This window comes from Streptococcus sp. C150 (assembly GCF_000187445.1).
GTDB classification, from domain to species: domain Bacteria; phylum Bacillota; class Bacilli; order Lactobacillales; family Streptococcaceae; genus Streptococcus; species Streptococcus raffinosi.
In genome coordinates this window covers 1,082,398-1,102,011 of record NZ_GL698449.1, presented here as the reverse complement: position 1 = coordinate 1,102,011, position 19,614 = coordinate 1,082,398, and the positions used below count along the sequence as shown (strand labels likewise).

The following is a 19,614-nucleotide window of genomic DNA, read 5'->3' as shown; positions in this document are numbered from 1 at the left end:
CGGTTCATTGAGCATATCGGAATCGGAAAGTGCAAGCACAAGCGCCTCAGTTTCAATGAGCCAATCAGTTTCTGATTCAATGAGTGTCTCAGAGTCAGCAAGTGCTTCAAGTAGCGTTTCCGCTTCATTAAGTGCTTCAGTCTCACTCAGTGAATCAACGTCACTAAGTGAGTCAGTAAGTACCAGTGCCTCAGTTTCAACGAGTCAATCAATTTCCGGTTCATTGAGCGTCTCAGAATCAGAAAGTGCAAGTACAAGCGCCTCAGTTTCAATGAGCCAATCGGTTTCAGATTCATTGAGTGCTTCAGAGTCAACCAGTGCTTCAGTATCGCTCAGCGAGTCAGTAAGTACCAGTGCCTCAGTATCAACGAGTCAGTCCGTCTCAACGTCAGTCTCTGACTCGCAAAGCACAAGCGCCTCTGTCTCAATAAGCCAATCAATTTCTGATTCAATGAGTGCTTCAGAATCAGCAAGTGCTTCAAGTAGCGTTTCCGCTTCATTAAGTGCTTCAGTCTCAACCAGTGAATCCACATCACTCAGTGAGTCAGTAAGTACCAGTGCCTCTGTCTCAACGAGCCAATCGGTTTCAGGTTCATTGAATGTATCGCAAGCAGAGAGTACAAGCACAAGCGACTCAATTTCAACGAGCCAATCAATTTCTGATTCAATGAGTGCTTCAGAATCAGCAAGTGCTTCAACTAGCATTTTAGCTTCAGTCTCAATCAGCAAGTCAACATCACTCAGTGAATCATCAAGCACCAGTGCTTCAGTCTCACTCAGAGAATCATCAAGCACCAGTGCCTCAGTTTCAACCAGCCAATCGGTTTCAGATTCAATGAGTGCCTCAGAATCAGCAAGCACTTCAAGCAGCGTTTCAGCTTCAGTAAGTGTCTCAACTTCAATGAGTGAGTCATTAAACACATCCTTGTCTACTTCAAGGACTACTTCAGCATCATCTTCTGAAGTTAAAAATCCTAAGCATAAGCACGGTAGTCAAGCTCTTCCTAAGACTGGTGAGGAAAACTCATCGGCAGCTCTTGCTTTAGGTGCTTTGGCAACGGCAACAGGTCTTGCCTTTCTTGTCAAACGTAAGAAAGATGACGAAGAGAGTGAAGATTATTAATTTGTAGCTTTCTAAATAAGTCATTGAATACTTAGTTAAGTGAAAAACACCTCAAGCGTGGATGTCAAAGACAAGTCACTAGTGGACAAAGACACGATTATCAAAAAATACGAAGCCCTTGGTTTTGCGGAAAATGGTATGCAAATGCAGTCCATTTACGGTGCTTATGCCAATGTTCTTAAAATGGAAACTCAAGATATTTTAGGTTTAGAGGAGTAGCTATGACACATAACATCTTATGTGTGACGGATTTAGATGGAACTTTTGTCAAAAATTCCATTCAAATTCATCCAGAAGATTTGCAGGCTTATGAAAAATTGTCTGCCTATAGTGATTTTGCCATTGCGACAGGACGCTCTGTTAAGGAAATTACTTATATTGCCGAACGTAATCACCTTAATGTGGTCTGTGCTATTGGCTATAACGGTGCAGTCGTTACTGAGAAGGATCAGGTTGTATTTTCGAAAACATTACCTCCAACGGATGTTGATAACTTATTGAAATATCTCGAGGAAGAATCAATTACTTTCGATGCTCTAGATAACCAGGAAAGAGTTGGGAATTTTAATCATGAGGATAAGCGTCGTTTATGGAATATGCCTATCCTCTGTGTGGACAATCTTTATGAAAATGTTCGCCAACGTTGTCTTTACAAATTTAACCTTCGACCAGAGGCGGACAAGGCTGAGGCCTATGTCCAAGAACTTAAAGCTCGTTTTCCTAATTTAGAATTTTTCCAATCAGGGAGCACGCGTATAGAAGTGACTGCCAAAGGGGTTTCTAAGGGAAGCGGATTAGAGCTTTTAAAAAGGCACTATCAACCGGTTGTAGCATTTGGTGATTCAGGTAATGACATCTCCATGTTTGAGGTGGCGAACATCTCTTACTGTATGTCACATGCCCCAGAGGTCGTCAAAGAAGCAGCAACTTACGTCGTAGATAACTTTTCAGATGCCGTTACGCATTTGGAAAACTTATTAGACTTATGAGCTTAACATTCAATATCTAAAATGAAAGTAGATTAGGACCTGGTCCTAATCTACTTTTTGTTATGCCTTGCTTGGGATTGAATAGCTTAGATAGTTAGAATTTACTCTTTCTATGAGAAGTTCCCCTAAAAAAGACACCATCTTTAGTGACCTAAGGGGTCGACCAGGGTGATGTTTTTTGAGTTTTGGGGAGAGAAAGCCTTAAGGATTTGGCCATTTTTCATTAGATTTTCTTGTCTAAGTATTAAAATTGATGGTTTATCAATAGTCATTTTAAATAGCGGTAGTATCATCCTTTATTTCTCTTTAAGTACAAACAAAATGGCTGATTTTCTATTTCAAAATGCTCATTTCTAACTAATTGTCTTAAAAAATTGAAGTGACTTTTCTAAAAATTATGAAAATTCATCAGATTTTATTGAAAAAATGCTTTCAATGTTTTAGAATTAAGCTATTAATGGGAAAAAGGAGTCTTTTTATATGGACAAAAAAGTACATTATAAAATGCACAAAGTTAAGAAACAATGGGTAACCATCGCCGTGGCAGGATTGTCAGTAGGTGCGGTCTCAGCTGTTTCTTTAGGGACTAACGACGGTGTCGTTCAGGCCGACGAACACACGGATGCTAACGTAGCCATCCCCGATATTACTGTTGACACGGGTACTGTATCTAATGATACAGCAACAACTCAAGATCCAACAGCAGTAGTTGCGACAACAAATGATGTCACTACTGACCAAGCAGCACCAGTAGCAACATTTGCTTTGACAACGGATACAACTAACACAGCAGCAACCAATGCAGTAGATACAACTGCACCAACTGTTACGGACCGTGCGGTTGATACGGCTACCCCAGTTGGTACGGATCGTGCGGTTGATACGGCTACCCCAGTTGGTACGGATCGTGCAGTAGATCCAACAACACCAGCTGCTACGACAGACCGTGCAGCCAATACAGCAACTGACACAAGAGCAGTTACGGATCAAGCAGCGACACGTGAACGTCGTGCGGCAACGGGGACTCGTCGTGGTCCTTCAGGAGGCCGCCGTGCCACACCAGTTAATGGCAACACAAACATTGCCAATAACGGCAATAATACTGTTACAGTTGTCAATAATGATCTTCCAGCCACAAATAATGTTGTTGCTGACGGTCCAAGCCACATCAAGACCATCAATGGTAAAGAATACTATGTTGAAGATGACGGTACTGTTCGTAAGAACTATGTCCTTGAACGTAACGGCGGTAGCCAATACTTTAATGCCGAAACTGGTGAATTGTCTAACCAAAAAGACTATCGTTTCGATAAAAATGGTGGCACTGGTTCAGCAGCTGATAGCACAACCAACACAAATGTTACTGTAAATGGTGATAAGAACGCCTTTTATGGTACAACTGAAAAAGATATCGAACTTGTTGACGGTTACTTCACTGCCAACACATGGTACCGTCCAAAAGAAATCTTGAAAGACGGTAAAGAGTGGACTGCCTCAACTGAAAATGACAAACGTCCATTACTGACTGTTTGGTGGCCAAGCAAGGCTATCCAAGCCAGCTACCTCAACTACATGAGAGAAGAAGGGTTGGGAACAAACCAAACCTTTACCTCATATAGTTCACAAACACAGATGGATCAAGCAGCCCTTGAAGTGCAAAAACGTATCGAAGAACGTATTGCGCGTGAAGGAAACACGGACTGGTTGCGCACTACCATCAAAAATTTTGTCAAAACACAACCTGGATGGAACTCAACTTCTGAGAACCTTGATAATAGCGACCACTTGCAAGGCGGTGCCCTTCTTTACAACAACAGTAATCGCACAAGTTATGCTAATTCAGACTATCGCCTCTTGAACCGCACACCGACGCAACAAGATGGCACACGTCGCTACTTTAAAGATAATTCATCAGGTGGTTTTGAATTTCTTCTAGCAAACGATATTGACAATTCGAACCCAGCCGTTCAAGCTGAACAATTAAACTGGCTTCACTATATCATGAACATTGGTAGCCTCACAGGTGGCTCTGAAGATGAAAACTTCGATGGTGTTCGTGTCGATGCTGTGGATAATGTCAATGCCGACCTTCTCCAAATTGCTTCAGATTATTTCAAAGCTAAGTATGGTGTTGAAAAGAGCGAAGAGGAAGCCATCAAGCACCTTTCTATTCTTGAAGCCTGGTCTCATAATGATGCATACTACAATGAAGATACTAAAGGGGCCCAGTTACCAATGGATGATCCATTGCGTTTAGCTATGGTATTTTCTTTCCTACGACCAATCGGAAACCGTTCAGGTCTTGAACCACTTATTACCAATAGTCTGAATGACCGTTCAGAAAGTAAGAAAAATACAAAACGTATGGCTAACTATACTTTTGTTCGTGCCCACGACTCAGAAGTTCAATCAGTAATTGGCCAAATCATCAAAAATGAAATCAACCCACAATCAACTGGGAATACCTTCACTCTTGATGAAATGAAGAAAGCCTTCAAAATCTACAATGCGGATATGCGAAGTGCCAATAAGAGATATACACAGTACAATATTCCATCTGCTTATGCCTTCATGTTAACGAATAAGGACACTGTTCCTCGTGTTTATTATGGTGATTTGTACACTGATGACGGTCAATACATGGCCCAAAAATCACCATATCATGATGCTATTTCTACGCTCTTGCAAGCTCGTATTCGTTATGCGGCTGGTGGTCAAGACATGAAGATGAGTTACGTAGGTTCAGGAAATACCAATGGTTGGGATGCTTCTGGTGTCTTAACATCAGTCCGTTACGGTAAAGGAGCGAACAACGCTTCAGATGCTGGTACTGCTGAAACTCGTAACCAAGGGATGGCTGTCATTCTTTCCAACCAACCTGCCCTTCGTTTGAATAGCAATTTGACAATCAACATGGGTGCAGCTCACAGAAACCAAGCCTATCGTCCGTTGCTTTTGACAACCTCCAATGGTGTTGCCTCTTACTTGAATGATGGCGATGCTAACGGTATTGTGAAGTATACTGATGCTAATGGTTATTTGACCTTCAATCCAGGTGAAATCAGTGGTGTTCGTAATGCTCAAGTTGATGGCTATTTAGCCGTTTGGGTACCATTAGGTGCTTCTGAAAATCAAGACGTGCGTGTGGCAGCAAGCAAATCTAAGAATAGCAGTGGTTTGGTCTATGATTCCTCAGCTGCCTTGGATTCACAGGTCATCTACGAAGGCTTCTCAAACTTCCAAGACTTCGTCCAAGACCCATCACAATACACTAACAAGAAGATTGCTGAAAATGCAAACCTCTTCAAATCATGGGGTATCACATCATTCGAATTTGCTCCACAATACGTTTCAAGTGATGACGGTACCTTCCTTGACTCAGTTATTCAAAATGGTTATGCCTTCTCAGACCGTTATGATATTGGTATGAGTAAGGACAACAAGTATGGTTCATTAGCTGACTTGAAAGCAGCGCTTAAGTCACTCCACGCTGTAGGTATCTCAGCGATTGCTGACTGGGTTCCAGACCAAATCTACAACCTTCCGGGTGATGAAGTGGTCACTGCAACTCGTGTTAATAACTACGGAGAAACTAAAGATGGTGCCATCATCGACCATAGCCTTTATGTTGCTAAAACACGTACTTTTGGTAATGATTACCAAGGTAAATATGGTGGTGCCTACCTCGACGAATTAAAACGTCTTTACCCACAATTCTTTGACCGTGTTCAAATCTCTACTGGTAAACGCTTGACAACCGATGAGAAGATCACAAAATGGTCTGCTAAATATATGAATGGTACCAATATTCTTGACCGTGGATCAGAGTATGTCCTCAAGAATGGTCTTAGCGGTTACTATGGAACCAACGGTGGTAAAGTTAGTCTTCCAAAAGTAGTAGGAAGCAACCAATCAACGAACAATAACAACCAAAATGGTGATGGTAGCGGTAGGTTCGAAAAGAGCTGGGGCAGCGTTTACTATCGTTACAACGATGGTCAACGTGCTAGAAATGCCTTTATCAAAGATAATGATGGCAATGTTTACTACTTTGATAACACAGGCCGTATGGCAATCGGTGAAAAGACTATCGATGGCAAACAATACTTCTTCCTCGCTAATGGGGTGCAATTGCGTGATGGCTATCGTCAAAACCGTAGAGGTCAAGTCTTCTACTATGATGAAAATGGTATCATGAGTCAAACCGGTAAACCAAGTCCAAAACCAGAACCAAAACCAGATAATAATACTTTTAGCCGTAACCAATTTATCCAAATCGGTAACAACGTTTGGGCATACTATGATGGTAATGGTAAACGTGTGATTGGTCGTCAAAACATCAACGGTCAAGAACTCTTCTTTGATAACAATGGTGTTCAAGTCAAAGGTCGTACAGCCCAGGTTGATGGTGTTACTCGTTACTTTGATGCCAATTCAGGTGAAATGGCACGCAACCGATTTGCTGAAGTTGAACCAGGTGTTTGGGCTTACTTTAACAATGATGGAGCTGCCGTAACAGGTTCACAAAACATCAATGGTCAAACCCTCTACTTTGATCAGAATGGCCATCAAGTCAAAGGGGCTTTGGTAACTGTTGATGGCAACCTTCGCTACTATGATGCCAACTCGGGAGATCTTTATCGCAATCGTTTCCAAGAAGTTAATGGTAGCTGGTATTACTTTGATGGTAATGGTAATGCGGTCAAAGGCATGGTCAACATCAATGGTCAAAACCTCCTCTTCGATAATGATGGAAAACAAGTCAAAGGTCATTTGGTCCGTGTAAATGGTGTCATTCGTTATTATGATCCAAATTCAGGTGAAATGGCAGTTAATCGTTGGGTTGAAATCAGCTCAGGATGGTGGGTTTACTTTGATGGTGAAGGTCGAGGCCAAATCTAATCATTTTCAAGCTATCGAAACCGAGACAGAAGTCTCGGTTTTCATGGCGTAATCAGTGATAAGTTATTTACCTAAAGTTAATCCTAAATCGAAAAGAGCGCTCTTACCTGCAGATAGGAGAGATAGATTCCCCTCAGTCTAGACGCTATAACTGTTAGAAAGAGGCTAGTGGCTGGCACTTAAATACAACAAAACCAAAAAAATATAGCTTGTCATTAATTGATGACAAGCTATTGACGAAGCCCAAAAGTCACTTTATACTAAATAGTAATACTAGTTGTTCTTGCAGTCTCCTTGTAGTGATGTAGGCATGGCTTGTATTAAGACTATTAAGGTATTCATCCCCAAGGATGATGAATGGTATTTTAGGTGATAGTGAGTTTCTTAAAAAAAGGATCACTTTAAAAGCATTAATCCATTAAAAACTCGCCATTTAAGTCGTTGGTGTAATCTCATTTTCATGCCACTTTCATAAGTTATTTGATAGATTCTGCACATTAAGACGCTATTTTTTCACTTAGTGGTTAAAATGATTAAAGTTCTTACACCTTACTTGTAAAAAATCCATTCTCGTATTATAGTATATATAAAAGATATTGAAAATTTTAATCTTTGATAATGGCTTGTTGTTTTCTCTGAGGGAAAATGAAATCTTCATAGAAAAAGATTTCGATGAGAAGTTAACAAGTATATGATTTTATTTCTTATAAAAGAGGAAAGGGGGAGTATCTTTGAGAGCCTATAGGGAAAATGCGACTGAGGCAGCGGCCAAGGCCAAAACTGCCGAAGAGCATATTGCACACGGTTCAACAGACACTGATCTAGTTGATACGATAGATCTTTCTATGTTGTTGACTAGTAATAAGCGTCACCCTAACCACAGTGCCCCTTCTCATTTAGACTTTGCCAGAGCCAGAGCAGACGAAGCCTTCTTTGATAATCATGATGGTAGTGCAACAGTAAGTATTTCATCTAAACAAGAAATTATTTTTCAAGGAGCAGGTTCTAAAACACCAGACCCTGAAGTCATGGAAAATCATGTGTTTACAGGGACTAGGGATGCTAAGACTGGCTTAATTGAATGGGACAAGGACAGCTTTACCTATCCTAAGATATCAGTACCGCTTGTCCAGGGCTATTTCGCTGACCAAAAAGAAGCAGGCTTTAACGTCGTGACACCTTATGTGCCGACAGTAACGGAGCATGTGACCTATAAGAAATTGGGACGCATTATCCCAGTCACTGAAGATGGTGACTATATTCCAGGTGCTTTGACTAAGCAGTATAACAATAACAATAAAGATCCACGAAAGGCGGGTGAGACAGCAACACCAGCTGTTCAAGATTATATGACAGATATTAAAAGTGTAGTACCGAACAAACCAGGAGTCGATACTCCGGTTGTGTATCGTAAAATTTTCAAGAAAGCCAGCATCACCTATATTGATGAAACAACCGGTGCTTACTTGGTTAGTGACCAATTGACCGGTGAATTAGGTGAAGCTATTGAATACGGGACAGCAACACGTATTCAGACTTTCAAGGATATGGGATATGGCTTGATTCAGGATGATTTCCCTAAAGATGCCATTTTTGATGATAAAGATATTGATGATCAAGAATGGTTCGTTCTTTTGCAACACGATGTTGCGAAAGTAGGGCCTGATCATGATCAAGTTCCAGATACCCCAATCAATCCAAATAATCCAAATGGACCTAAGTGGCCATCTAAATATGCTTACGAAAAAGAAGTAAGCTTTACGGTTTTTTATAGAAGCACAGATGGCAATGCCAACCTTCCGGAAGCTGATGTTCAAAAGGCTTATTGGGTACGTACCCTTACCTTTGACAAGGTCTCAGGAGAGCTTGTTGATGAGACTGAATGGTCTCCAAACAAAACAAAATATTATGACATCTACGCACCAGTTGTTTTAGGTTATTATGCCGATAAAGTGGACGTTAAGGGTAGAGATGTAACAGAAGACAATATGGAAGAAACTGTTACCTACATGCCACTTGGTAAGATTATTCCTATTGATGCTAACGGACGCTTGATTCCGAACGTTCCAACTCCAACCTTTAACAATGATGCCAACAACCCAACTAAGGTCAGTGAGACACTCGTACCTCATATTCCTGGCTACCGTCCAGTCCAAGAGAGTGTTCTTCCTGAAAATTTGACAGATGACATTCTCATTGAATACGCTCCAATCCTTGAAGATGTGACGCAACCAACCTTGCAAACCGTCTTCTTCAAGGGAGCTGGCGCAGCCACACCGTCTGTTAATATCCAGTCTGAATTCAGTTTCACTGGTAAATATAATCAGGCAGAAGACACTTATACTTGGGACCAAGACAGCCATACCTTTGCTAAGGTTACTGTTCCTGTGATAGAAGGTTATTATGCTGACAAGGCAGTTGCCGGTATGCAGGTGGTAACACCTGATAAACCAGAGGCTACAGATAATGTTACCTACAAGGAACTTGGTAGAATCATTCCTGTTGATACCTTTGGAAATCCAATCGCAGATGCAGAGCCTGTTCCTTTTGCCAATGATCCTAAAGATGCTACGCAAGTTATTGAGACATTGGCACCAGAGCTTGCGGGTTACCAAGCTGAGAGTGCATTGGTCTTGCCTATTGACCTCAGTCTTGACCAAACCTTGGTTTATGAGCCAATCTTGGAAGATATTACTCAAGATACCAAACAAACGGTTACCTTCCAAGGTGCAGGTTACAAGGATCCTGTTATCAATATCCAAGACAGCTTCAGCTTCCATGGTAAATTTAACCAAGTGGAAGAAACGAGCACATGGGATCAAGACAGCTTCACTTATGATGTTGTAGACGTCCCAGTTGTTGAAGGCTTCTTTGCAGATAAACGTCAAGCTGGTGGTTTGGAAGTTAGACCTGACCTCCCAGAAGTTGAAGATACTGTTACTTATACCGAACTCGGTAAGATTATTCCGGTCGATGAGAATGGTACACCAATTGAAAGCGCCTCTACACCAAGCTACAACAACGATCCTGAAGATCCAACCATGGCTATGGAAACAGTCGTTCCAGATGTATTTGGTTATATCTCTGAAAAGGCCTTTATCACGCCAGAACATCCAGGTCAAGACACCACTGTGGTTTATGCTAAGGATGAACAAAGAGCTCTCATCCTTTACATGAATGAAATGGACAAGTCAGAGTTGACACGTGATGAAGTCATCGGAAGCTCAGGTGAGAAGATTGACTACTCTACTGATGAACAACTCGCTAACTTGCTTAAACGAGGTTATGAGCTCGTCAACGATGGCTTTGCAGAAGCCTTTGACCACACTTATAATGGTGATTCTGACTTTGATCAAGTCTTCGAAGTGGTTCTTCGTGAACGTTTGGTTCTTGTAGACCCAGACATGCCAGCACCAGTTGCAGGTGAAGTCGTCGATGCAAATGATGTCAATAGCCCAGTTTGGCCAAATAGTGTTGAGTCACTCGAAAACCATGCTGATGTAACACGTACTATTCAGTATGTCTTCGAAGAAGGCGGATTGGCAAGTGACGATTATGTTGAAGTTCTTAATTTCAAACGTTTGGCTAATGTTAACCTTGTGACAGGCGCAATCAATTATGAAGCATGGTCAAGCATGCAAACAGGCTTCTCAGCAGTTCCTTCTCCAGAAGTTGTTGGATTTACACCAGACCGTATGGAAATCGCTGGAATGACGGATGTTGCTGTAGAAACACCTGAACTTCTGGAAGTAGTTACTTACCTTAAAGATGCTCAGAAAGCTACAGTGACTTATGTTGATGGTACGACACGTAAGAAACTTGAAGTTGTCGACTTGCTTGGTAAATCAGGTGAAGTGATTGATTACTCAACAATCGAACGTATCAAGTACTACAGTGATCGTGGTTACACCCTCCTTGCAGATGGTTTCACTAACGGCGTTATCTTTGATGGCGATTCACACGTTGACCAAAACTTCATGGTTACCCTTCGTCATGGTACTGTTCAAGTAGGCCCAGATAACATCCAAGAAGCTGGTAAACCAATTAACCCAACAGATCCAGATGGTGCCAAATGGCCAGAATGTGAAAACTATATCAAAGATGTCACCTTCACAGTTCTCTACGAATCAAGTGATGGCCAAGCAGACCTTCCTGCCAATAACATCCAAACCGCTCAATGGACACGTAGTTTGACCATTGATAAGGTGACAGGTGAAGAACTCGGTTCAAGCTACTGGACTTCAAATAAAGGTCAGTTTGAAACAGTTGTCACACCTGAAGTAGAAGGCTACAGCGCTGACAAGGATAAAGTTGAAGGTAAGACCGTTGGACAACGTAATCTCGAAGAAACAGTTGTCTATATCCCACTTACAGGCGATATTAACGGTAAGCCTAAGGAAGATAAGGCAGATGACATTGTCGTTGAAGATGTTCAAGATTTAGAAGTACTTGACCAAGTCGAAGAAGCTTCTGAATCTCATGACGGTCCAACAACTTATGGCCCTGGTGATGATTTTGAAGCACCTGTTGCCAACCAAGCAGAAGGTACTGGCTCTAAACACAAGATGCCGATTAACCTTTCAAATGAAGACGAAGTAGGCAAGGGCAAGATTGAAGAGACCATCAACATTGCAGGCTTTACCGTATCGGTAACAGGTCTAGGACTTGGCCGTAACGGACGTAAGAAGAAAAATAAAAAAGATCACAAAGATCAAAAAGAAAAATAATCAAAAGACCTGAATCACTCAGGCATGTCCAGACAGAAAGAAAATCTCAAGTTGCTTATGGCACTTGGGATTTTTTTGTTCATTAGCAAATTCATGCCATTTGACTCACTGCTATTTGCACCTTTGACTCATCATTGACAATATGACCAGTTTTTTATAGTATAAAATGGTTAACTTATATATTTTTATATGTTTACTCATATTTTTTACTGGAGAATGATGATGAGAAAATTATTTTCACTATTGATATCATCGAATACAGATTTACCCAAAGATAGTTTACTTGTAAAACTACAATGGCAAGAAACGGAAGCACTAGACCAAACCCTTATTTTAAGACATCAAAAAATATTGCGGGAGATTTTACTCGTAAAAGGTGGAGAGGCATTAAGAGCTACCTTTTTATTGAAAAGACCGTCGTCTTTTGGAAGAAAATCACAAGATAAACTAGATATATCCTCAGCTACTTTTCTATCGGATGTCCAATTTACCAAGGCAGATATCCTGCAGTTTGTGAGTGCAATTGGAGATTACAATCCCCTACATCGGCAAGATCCCTTTTTAATCCCAGCCTGTCTTTATTTAGACTATTTGAGACAGGTCCTACCACAAAGAGTTTCTGTATTATCCTTACGTTTTTTAGCGCCAGCCTATGCGCAAGAAAGATTATCACTTTATTGTCATCAAAAGGACTTCTATCTGTGTAGAGGGGATACTATCATTATAAAAGGAGAGAGTGTTTAATGGTAGATGTATATATTCAAGGGGGATTAAGGACACCCATTGGACTGTTTCAAAAGCAATACGCCAGTATGCGACCAGAGTATTTAGGTGCTGGGATTTTAAATGCCTTAAAGAAGCGTTATCCAGAATGTCACATTGATGACATTATTTGCGGAAATGCTGTTGGAACAGGTGGCAATATTGGTCGTTTAACTGGACTTTTGTCCGATTATTCTGAAACTGTTCCTGCGACAACTATTGATATGCAGTGTGCTTCAGCAAGCGCCGCCATTGGTTTTGCTTTTGCTAAGATAAAGGCTGGTTTATCGGAAAATATTATTGCAGGCGGCATTGAAAGTTCATCCTTACAACCTTTGCGAACTTATGCCGACAAGGATGATCGTACAGGGAGTTACTACGTTGCTCAGTTTTCACCAGATAGTACGGATTCTCTAGCTATGATAAGAGGGGCCGAACGGGTCGCTCAAAAATATCAGGTTACTCAAAAAGAATTGTATCAATGGACTCTAAAGAGTCATGCTAAAGCGCAGAAGGCCTTGGAGACAGGGGCTCTATCTCCTGTTATCCTAGAAATGCCTGGGAAAAAGGATGAGGGCATTCGACCTAAGATTTCAGAAAAACTGTTAAGTCGAATTCCTCCAATCTTAGGTCCAGACAGTCTGACCAGTGCCGCAAACTCTTGTTTAACACATGATGGTGCTGCTTTTCTTCTATTGAGCCATCAAGTCGGTGAGTTTAAGATTTGTGACATGGCTCAGGTAGCAGGAGATCCTCGTTTCAGTCCCGAATTAGTTTACAAAGCAACTCTAAAACTATTGAAGAAAGTCAATCTTTCAATGTCGGATATAGATGCTATTGAATGGAATGAAGCATTTTCGGTGATTGATTGTCTCTTTCAAAGGTATTTCCCAGAAGCTGTAAACCGCTACAATCTATTTGGTGGTGCCTTAGCTTATGGTCACCCTTATGGTTGTTCAGGGGCAATCAATCTTTTACATGTAATGCAGGCGCTCCGTGTACAAAAGGGGCGGTATGGACTTTGTGCTATTGCCGGTGCTGGAGGAGTTGGTATATCTTTCCTCATTGAAAGGGTTGGAGTTTAACATGATTCAAAAAATAAAAGCTTGGGCTCAACAGAATCCTCATCGGCAGGCTTTGGTAATTGATGACAAATCTTACACTTACGGCGATTTATTAAGAATGATGAATCAGACAACACTTGATTCAAAGTCATCTGACGTTTGCTTTATCGTAGAGCACTATCCGCTTAATCAGTTGATGATGTTTTTAGCAGCTTTGTCATTAGGCGTAAAACCTGTTATTTGTCATCCTAATTTGTCACCAGAAGTCCGACTGGCCTTAGCGTCTGAAGCGAGTGCCTCCGATTTACGTTTAGAAGCAGATTTCGGAATCTTGACTTCGGGAACAAGTGGAAAACCCAAGATTTTGTGGCGAACCATGTCCTCGTGGGTAGATTTTTTTGCTGAGCAAAATCGAATTTTCCATATTAATCAGAAAACGGCTTTATTCTTAAAAGGCAATTTTAGTTTTTCAGGGAACCTTAACATGGCCTTGGCTGTCCTTTATGAAGGTGGGCAATTGATTATTAGTGATAAACCATCTCCGAGAAGTTGGGTGCAATTATGTCAGACCTGCCAAGCTAGTCATCTGTATCTCTTACCAAGCCTTCTACAAGTTCTAGCAAGTCATTTAAACAGTAGGGAGCTTGACTTGTCTCATATCATCAGTTCTTCTCAAACTTTGCCAGTTTCTCTGATTCGTGACCTTTATGACAGGCAACCGACCTGCGACATTATTGTTTTTTATGGCGCTAGTGAATTAAGTTTTATCAGCTGGTGTAAGGGTAGAGAGATTTTAGACAATCCCAATTTAGTTGGTCGAGCTTTTAAAAATGTTCAAATAAAGCTGAAAAACAATAAAATTTATGTTACGACTCCTTATGCAGCTGTCGGAGTAAGATGCCCCTTTACGGTAGAAGACTATGGTCATTTTTCAAAAGCAGGATTAATCTTGGAAGGGCGACCATCTGATTGGGCTAATTATGCTGGAACCAAGTTGCATTTGCCAACTATTAGACAAAAACTACTCTCTTGTTCTTTCGTAAAAGATGCCTTTTGTCTCAAGTTGAGCAGTCATCTGGCTGGTGATGAAGTGCATGCCTTTCTTGTTTTAAAAGACAGTATATCTTTATCGGAAGCTAAGAAGTCGATTGCTAGTGTTTTACTAGCCACTGAGCAGCCCAAGTACTGGCATACGATTGATGCCATTCCCTTGATGGATAGTTCTAAGGTGGATGTTCAGCAATTGAAAAAGCTCTGTCAAAAAAGAACTCATTAATCTCAAGTTGCGTAGAGCATTTGAGATTTTTTGTGGTCTCTCTTGTGGTGACATCAATTCTATACTAAAATATAGAAGTACAATCACAAAAGGAGACTGCCATGCCGACAGAATATGAAAAAATGATTGCGGGTGAGTTTTATAAGCCTAGCGACCCTGAGTTACGTGCCCTAGCAGCTAAATCTAGAGAAAAGCAAATGGCCTTTAATGCTGAACCTGACCGTCTCAAAAGGGCGGAGATTATCAAATCTTGGTTTGGTTCGACTGGTGAGAATCTTGCCATGAATCCTCAGTTCGTTACGGATTACGGTGTTAATATCCATATCGGTGAAAATTTCTATTCCAACTGGAACTTGACCATGCTGGATATCTGTCCTATCACGATTGGTGACAATGCTATGATTGGCCCTAATTGTCAGTTTTTGACGCCCTTACATCCGCTTGATCCAACTGAGCGCAATTCAGGTATTGAGTACGGAGCACCCATTACCATCGGTGATAATTTCTGGGCTGGTGGTGGTGTGACTATCTTGCCGGGTGTAACTTTGGGGAACAATGTTGTGGCTGGAGCAGGAGCAGTCGTCACCAAGTCCTTTGGTGACAATGTGGTTCTAGGTGGAAACCCGGCGCGTGTTATCAAGGAAATTCCTGTCAAAAAAGACTAAGTGAAGCAACTCAAGGATTCTAAGTCCTTGAGTTTTTTTGTCATCCGTTGAAAGTGATATTGACATTGGGCTAAAATTCTCCTATACTTAATATGCTAGTTAGCTAACAATATAATTGAGGAGTAGACTTTTGGACCATTTTGGACGTTTGTTAAAACAAGCCAATAATAACATGATGCGTCACTTTGACCAGTTCGCCAAGCGATTTGGTTTGACGGGAAATCAGATGGCTGTCATTGATTTTATAATGAATCATGAGAAACAAGAAATCTTTCAGAGGGACATTGAGCATGAATTCAACATTCAGCGTTCGACAACAACGGTCCTCTTACAGCGGATGGAGAAAAAAGGCCTAATCGAACGCCATACCTCATCGAAAGACGCTAGGCAAAAAGCGGTTGTTTTAACGGATAAGGCGGTAAAAATCGCGTCTGCCTGTCAAGCTTATCTTAGGGCAGAAGAGGAAGAGTTTGCTCAACAATTTTCAGATGAAGAAAGAGAAATCTTTCTCAACATCTTACAACACTACCGTAATCTTTAATTGTCATCAGAGGAGAAACACTTATGTCATATGAAAAAATCTCCACTAAGGTCTTGTCTGCCATCTTTGCGACAGGTGTCCTTTCCTTTTGTGGAGTGGCTGGTGAAACAGCCATGAACATTACCTTCCCAATTTTGATGAAGGAATTTTCAGTAACAACATCAACCGTTCAGTGGGTCACAACCATCTACCTATTAGTCGTTGCTTGTGTGGTGCCCTTATCAGCCTACCTCAAACGTTCCTTTAAGATGAAATCTATCTTTTTGGTCGCCAATCTTTTGTCAGTCTTGGGAGTCCTTATCGACTTTATAGCCCCTAACTTTGGCTTTGTCGTCCTGGGCCGTTTGGTGCAAGGTATGGGGGTTGGATTTGCCCTTCCTCTTATGTTTAACATCATTTTGGAGCGGGTACCAAGTCGTAAGATTGGTCTTATGATGGGGGTTGGTACACTAATTACCGCAGTTGCACCAGCCATTGGCCCAACTGTCGGTGGTCTTCTAACAGCACACTTTGGTTGGCGGTCTATTTTCCTTGTTCAGTTTCCTATTCTCTTGGCTTCATTGATTGCAGGGCTTCGTTCGATTGAGCAAAAGAGTGAGGTTAAACGTGAATCCTTTGATATTCTTAGCCTGTTTGCCATCATTTTTCTTTTCTTGGGCTTGATTCTAGGCCTTCACGGGATGGCAGATCATACTTTTCTTAGTTTCTCAGTGCTTGGCTGGCTTGTCCTTGGTATTTTGGGGCTGATCCTTCTGGTTTGGCGCTCTATGAAATTGGAAAATCCAATCATTAATCTCGCTATTCTGAAGAATCCTCGCCTTACTGGCCATATCGCTGCTTTCTTTACCTTGCAATTGGGATCGCTCGGTATGAGCTTTATCTTACCTAACTATGTGCAATTGGTTAACCACTCTAATACAACTCTCGCTGCTTTGATGATTCTTCCGGGTGCTATCATTGGTGCTGGATTTGCTCCCTTCTCAGGTATTATTCTTGATAAGATGGGGGCACGTAAACCAATTTTGATTGGGGCCAGTCTAATCGTCCTTGCTCAGCTGCTCTTTACTCTGTTTGGTCTCTCGCTTTCAAATACCTTGATTCTTGTCTTTTACATGATTTTCATGACGGGACTAGGAGTGGCCTTTGGTAATATTATGACTAACGGACAAAAGCAATTACCACTGGACCAACGAGCTGATGCCAATGCGATTTTTAATACCCTCCAACAATTTGCAGGAGCAGTAGGAACAACGCTTGCTTCTCTCATTGTTGCCTTAAGTCAAACCAATCATAAGATTGACTTTGCTCAAGCAACAGCTCAGGGGAGCCGAAATGGGTTTAGAGTTCTCCTTGTTTTAGCAGTATTCCAACTGATTGTACTTGTGAGCGTCGTCAAAAAGAACGATTAATCATTAGATTGAAGCAAGGGAAGATGCTTTCCTTGCTTTTTCTTTTTTCGAATAAAATACTAATTTTTCTGCAAATGTTAGTGTTCATTTAAGGATTATGACTTATAATAAGCTTAAAGAAAAAACGAGCTTTCGTTGTAGATACGAAAAGGAAGGGAAGACAATGTCATTACTAAAGAAAATTCATCCCGAGCAGCCACTCAAGGAACTGAGATGGTTTGATATTGGTATGGTAACGCTCATCATGTTTGGACAGTTTATCGTACGTTCGACCCAGATGTATATGGCTAGTCTGTCGCCAACCATTTCCACAACAATGAGTGAAACAGCGACAAATACGGTTAGCAAAGGAGCAGCCTACTCAAGTAATTTCAGCTTACAACTGATTCTTTTGTCCTTGGCCCTCGTCTATCTTTGGATCCGTCATTTTGACTTCAAGCAACTGCCTATCCGTCTAAAGTGGTCTGTCCTATTTTGGGTACCTTTTATTTTCGCTATCATGGGTCTCTTGGCCGATGTGGTCAGCACGCTGTCAGGCCAGTATAACTACTTTAGCCCTCAAGTTTTAGCCTTTATTAGTCCTATGGCCGTGATTAATAAGTTTCTGGCCTTGTCACCTATGGCTATTGCCTACGGATTGCTTAACGGTTTCTACGAGGAATTTTTCTTCCTAGGACTCTTGACCTCAGTAAAGGACAAGTATAAGTGGTGGGTCTTGCTCTTTTCAACCCTTGTCCGTGTGTCCTTCCACACCTATCAGGGCATGCTATGGGCTCTGGTTATCGGTGTGGTATTTGGTCTACTCTATTATTTTCTTTATAAATATAAGGTCAAAAACCTGCTTCCATTCTTCCTAGTCCATGCCTTGGCTGATATGTTTGGCTCAAGCCTCATTTATCTCTTGGTTAATTGGTATTATTAGCAAAACAACTCCCTTCGTAGCGTGTACGAAGGGAGTTTTAAGCTTAATTTCTAGTTGAGATATTAAAATGCTATTGTAATAAAGGTTGTACAATGAGAGTCCGCTTAAAAAATAATTTTTAATTTTGTTAAAAATATGAGATAATAGTGGCGGACTATACTTAAACAGTAATTTTAGAGGGAGACAATGATGTCAAAACGATTAATTTCAAATCGTCCGAGCGATCTTAAGCCCCTTAAGCAACTTTTCTGGGAAAATGCAGAGAAAGCTCGGATGGGCGACTATTGGAAAGATAAGAAGAGTTACAGAGAGCTTTCCGAAGCGACAGGAATTCCTTCAGGAAGCTTACGGATGCTTTTTATGAACAAGCCTAAGGGAAATATTCCAAAGATTGTAACCATTACTAATGGTCTGGCTAAGGTGACCAAGAAAAATATCACACTTGGGATGCTTTTATCTCAAGACAACCAGCATGAAGTTTTTGAGTTTCCAAGAAAGCCTGACCAGGTCACGCAAAACCTGTGGAATAATATTCGTAAGAAATTACATATCACAGAGGCTATGGATGCTGAAGAAGTCAGAGAACGCATGACGCACTTTGTGGTGTCATCTGGCATGGCACAAACCAACTATAACTTAATCAAGCAAAGAGGGACCGTTTCACTAGATACTCTGGAAAAATTTTCCAAAACTCTAAGAGTTGAGCCTTATGAATTGTTAGCAACGATTAGACGTAAGGAAAATGTGGATAAGATAGCACTGCCAATTCATAGGGAAAATGACAGCGAATCACACATTGATATCGGAAAGCTAAACACCTTTATCAAACTCCAGCCCTACTCACCTAGTGGCCCTGAGGCAGCTTCAGTGGACTTGAGCCCACAAAATCTTTATCGCTATTACTCTAAGGGAAGCGCTGGTGACATGTCCATAAAAACGGCTTATAAGTTTAAGAGACTTGTGGATATTTACGAAGCGGAAAATGGTAGCCTTGACTCTTCAAGCAGAGTCCTAGATGCCAAGAAACTTGAAAAACTCCTTTATAGCGGCATGACGACTGGTTATGCGATTTCAAAAACGGGTTTGATGAATGCGACCAATGGTAATCTCTATATCAAGGGCAAACGTCCCATCGAATCCATGAAGCTAGACCGTGCCTTTGGTTTATATAAACACTTAAAAAGATTGAAAAAGAACCAATAATTCTTTACCTACCAAAAAGCACACACATATT

The 19,614-nt window shown here is 41.2% G+C and carries 14 protein-coding genes; 13 read left to right on the top strand and 1 reads right to left on the bottom strand.

The genetic code is table 11. The annotated features are described in order from the left end of the window. Positions 1–372: 372 nt before the first annotated feature. Complete coding sequence (locus HMPREF0848_RS10910; protein WP_008535069.1) at positions 373–921, bottom strand: hypothetical protein; 549 nt, start codon at positions 919–921, stop codon at positions 373–375. Here HMPREF0848_RS10910 and HMPREF0848_RS10905 point away from each other — a divergent pair. The 13 genes from HMPREF0848_RS10905 (at position 902) to HMPREF0848_RS04995 (ending at position 19,583) form a co-directional block, all read left to right on the top strand. Continuing rightward, positions 902–1,123 carry an LPXTG cell wall anchor domain-containing protein gene (locus tag HMPREF0848_RS10905; RefSeq protein WP_269479157.1) on the top strand — a complete coding sequence of 74 codons (222 nt, stop codon included), beginning with the start codon at positions 902–904 and terminating at the stop codon, positions 1,121–1,123. The two genes, HMPREF0848_RS10910 and HMPREF0848_RS10905, sit on opposite strands and share 20 nt — an antisense overlap. A 39-nt stretch (positions 1,124–1,162) precedes the next feature. Then, entirely contained in the window at positions 1,163–1,342 is a 180-nt protein-coding gene (locus tag HMPREF0848_RS10635) for a PTS system, IIABC components (RefSeq protein ID WP_008535068.1), read from the top strand. Between the two features lie 2 nt (positions 1,343–1,344). Continuing rightward, positions 1,345–2,112: an HAD family hydrolase gene (locus tag HMPREF0848_RS05045; protein ID WP_008535067.1), complete on the top strand. Its 768-nt coding sequence runs from the start codon at positions 1,345–1,347 to the stop codon at positions 2,110–2,112. 480 nt (positions 2,113–2,592) lie between these two features. Then, positions 2,593–7,014 (top strand): glycoside hydrolase family 70 protein, encoded by a 4,422-nt coding sequence (locus HMPREF0848_RS05040; protein WP_037608958.1) that lies wholly within the window; start codon positions 2,593–2,595, stop codon positions 7,012–7,014. A 731-nt stretch (positions 7,015–7,745) separates the two neighbouring features. Next, on the top strand, positions 7,746–11,741 hold the full coding sequence (locus tag HMPREF0848_RS05035) for a mucin-binding protein (RefSeq protein ID WP_008535065.1): 3,996 nt from the start codon (positions 7,746–7,748) through the stop codon (positions 11,739–11,741). 222 nt (positions 11,742–11,963) lie between these two features. Continuing rightward, positions 11,964–12,485 (top strand): hypothetical protein, encoded by a 522-nt coding sequence (locus tag HMPREF0848_RS05030; protein ID WP_037608956.1) that lies wholly within the window; start codon positions 11,964–11,966, stop codon positions 12,483–12,485. Continuing rightward, a complete protein-coding gene (locus HMPREF0848_RS05025) occupies positions 12,485–13,588 on the top strand; it encodes a thiolase family protein (RefSeq protein ID WP_008535062.1) in 1,104 nt (367 codons plus the stop codon). Before HMPREF0848_RS05030 ends, HMPREF0848_RS05025 begins: the two co-directional genes overlap by 1 nt. 1 nt (position 13,589) lies before the next feature. After that, positions 13,590–14,843 (top strand): AMP-binding protein, encoded by a 1,254-nt coding sequence (locus tag HMPREF0848_RS05020; RefSeq protein ID WP_037608954.1) that lies wholly within the window; start codon positions 13,590–13,592, stop codon positions 14,841–14,843. Between the two features lie 101 nt (positions 14,844–14,944). Beyond that, entirely contained in the window at positions 14,945–15,508 is a 564-nt protein-coding gene (locus tag HMPREF0848_RS05015; protein ID WP_008535059.1) for a sugar O-acetyltransferase, read from the top strand. A 130-nt stretch (positions 15,509–15,638) separates the two neighbouring features. Further along, on the top strand, positions 15,639–16,049 hold the full coding sequence (locus HMPREF0848_RS05010; RefSeq protein ID WP_008535058.1) for a MarR family winged helix-turn-helix transcriptional regulator: 411 nt from the start codon (positions 15,639–15,641) through the stop codon (positions 16,047–16,049). Between the two features lie 23 nt (positions 16,050–16,072). Then, the gene (locus tag HMPREF0848_RS05005) at positions 16,073–17,458 is read left to right on the top strand and encodes an MFS transporter (RefSeq protein ID WP_008535057.1); all 1,386 of its coding nucleotides are present in this window, start codon (positions 16,073–16,075) and stop codon (positions 17,456–17,458) included. Positions 17,459–17,621: 163 nt separating this feature from the next. Further along, positions 17,622–18,380, top strand: a complete 759-nt coding sequence (locus HMPREF0848_RS05000) for a CPBP family intramembrane glutamic endopeptidase (RefSeq protein WP_008535056.1) — start codon at positions 17,622–17,624, stop codon at positions 18,378–18,380. 189 nt (positions 18,381–18,569) lie between these two features. Continuing rightward, complete coding sequence (locus tag HMPREF0848_RS04995) at positions 18,570–19,583, top strand: hypothetical protein (RefSeq protein ID WP_037608952.1); 1,014 nt, start codon at positions 18,570–18,572, stop codon at positions 19,581–19,583. The last annotated feature ends 31 nt before the right edge of the window (positions 19,584–19,614 follow it).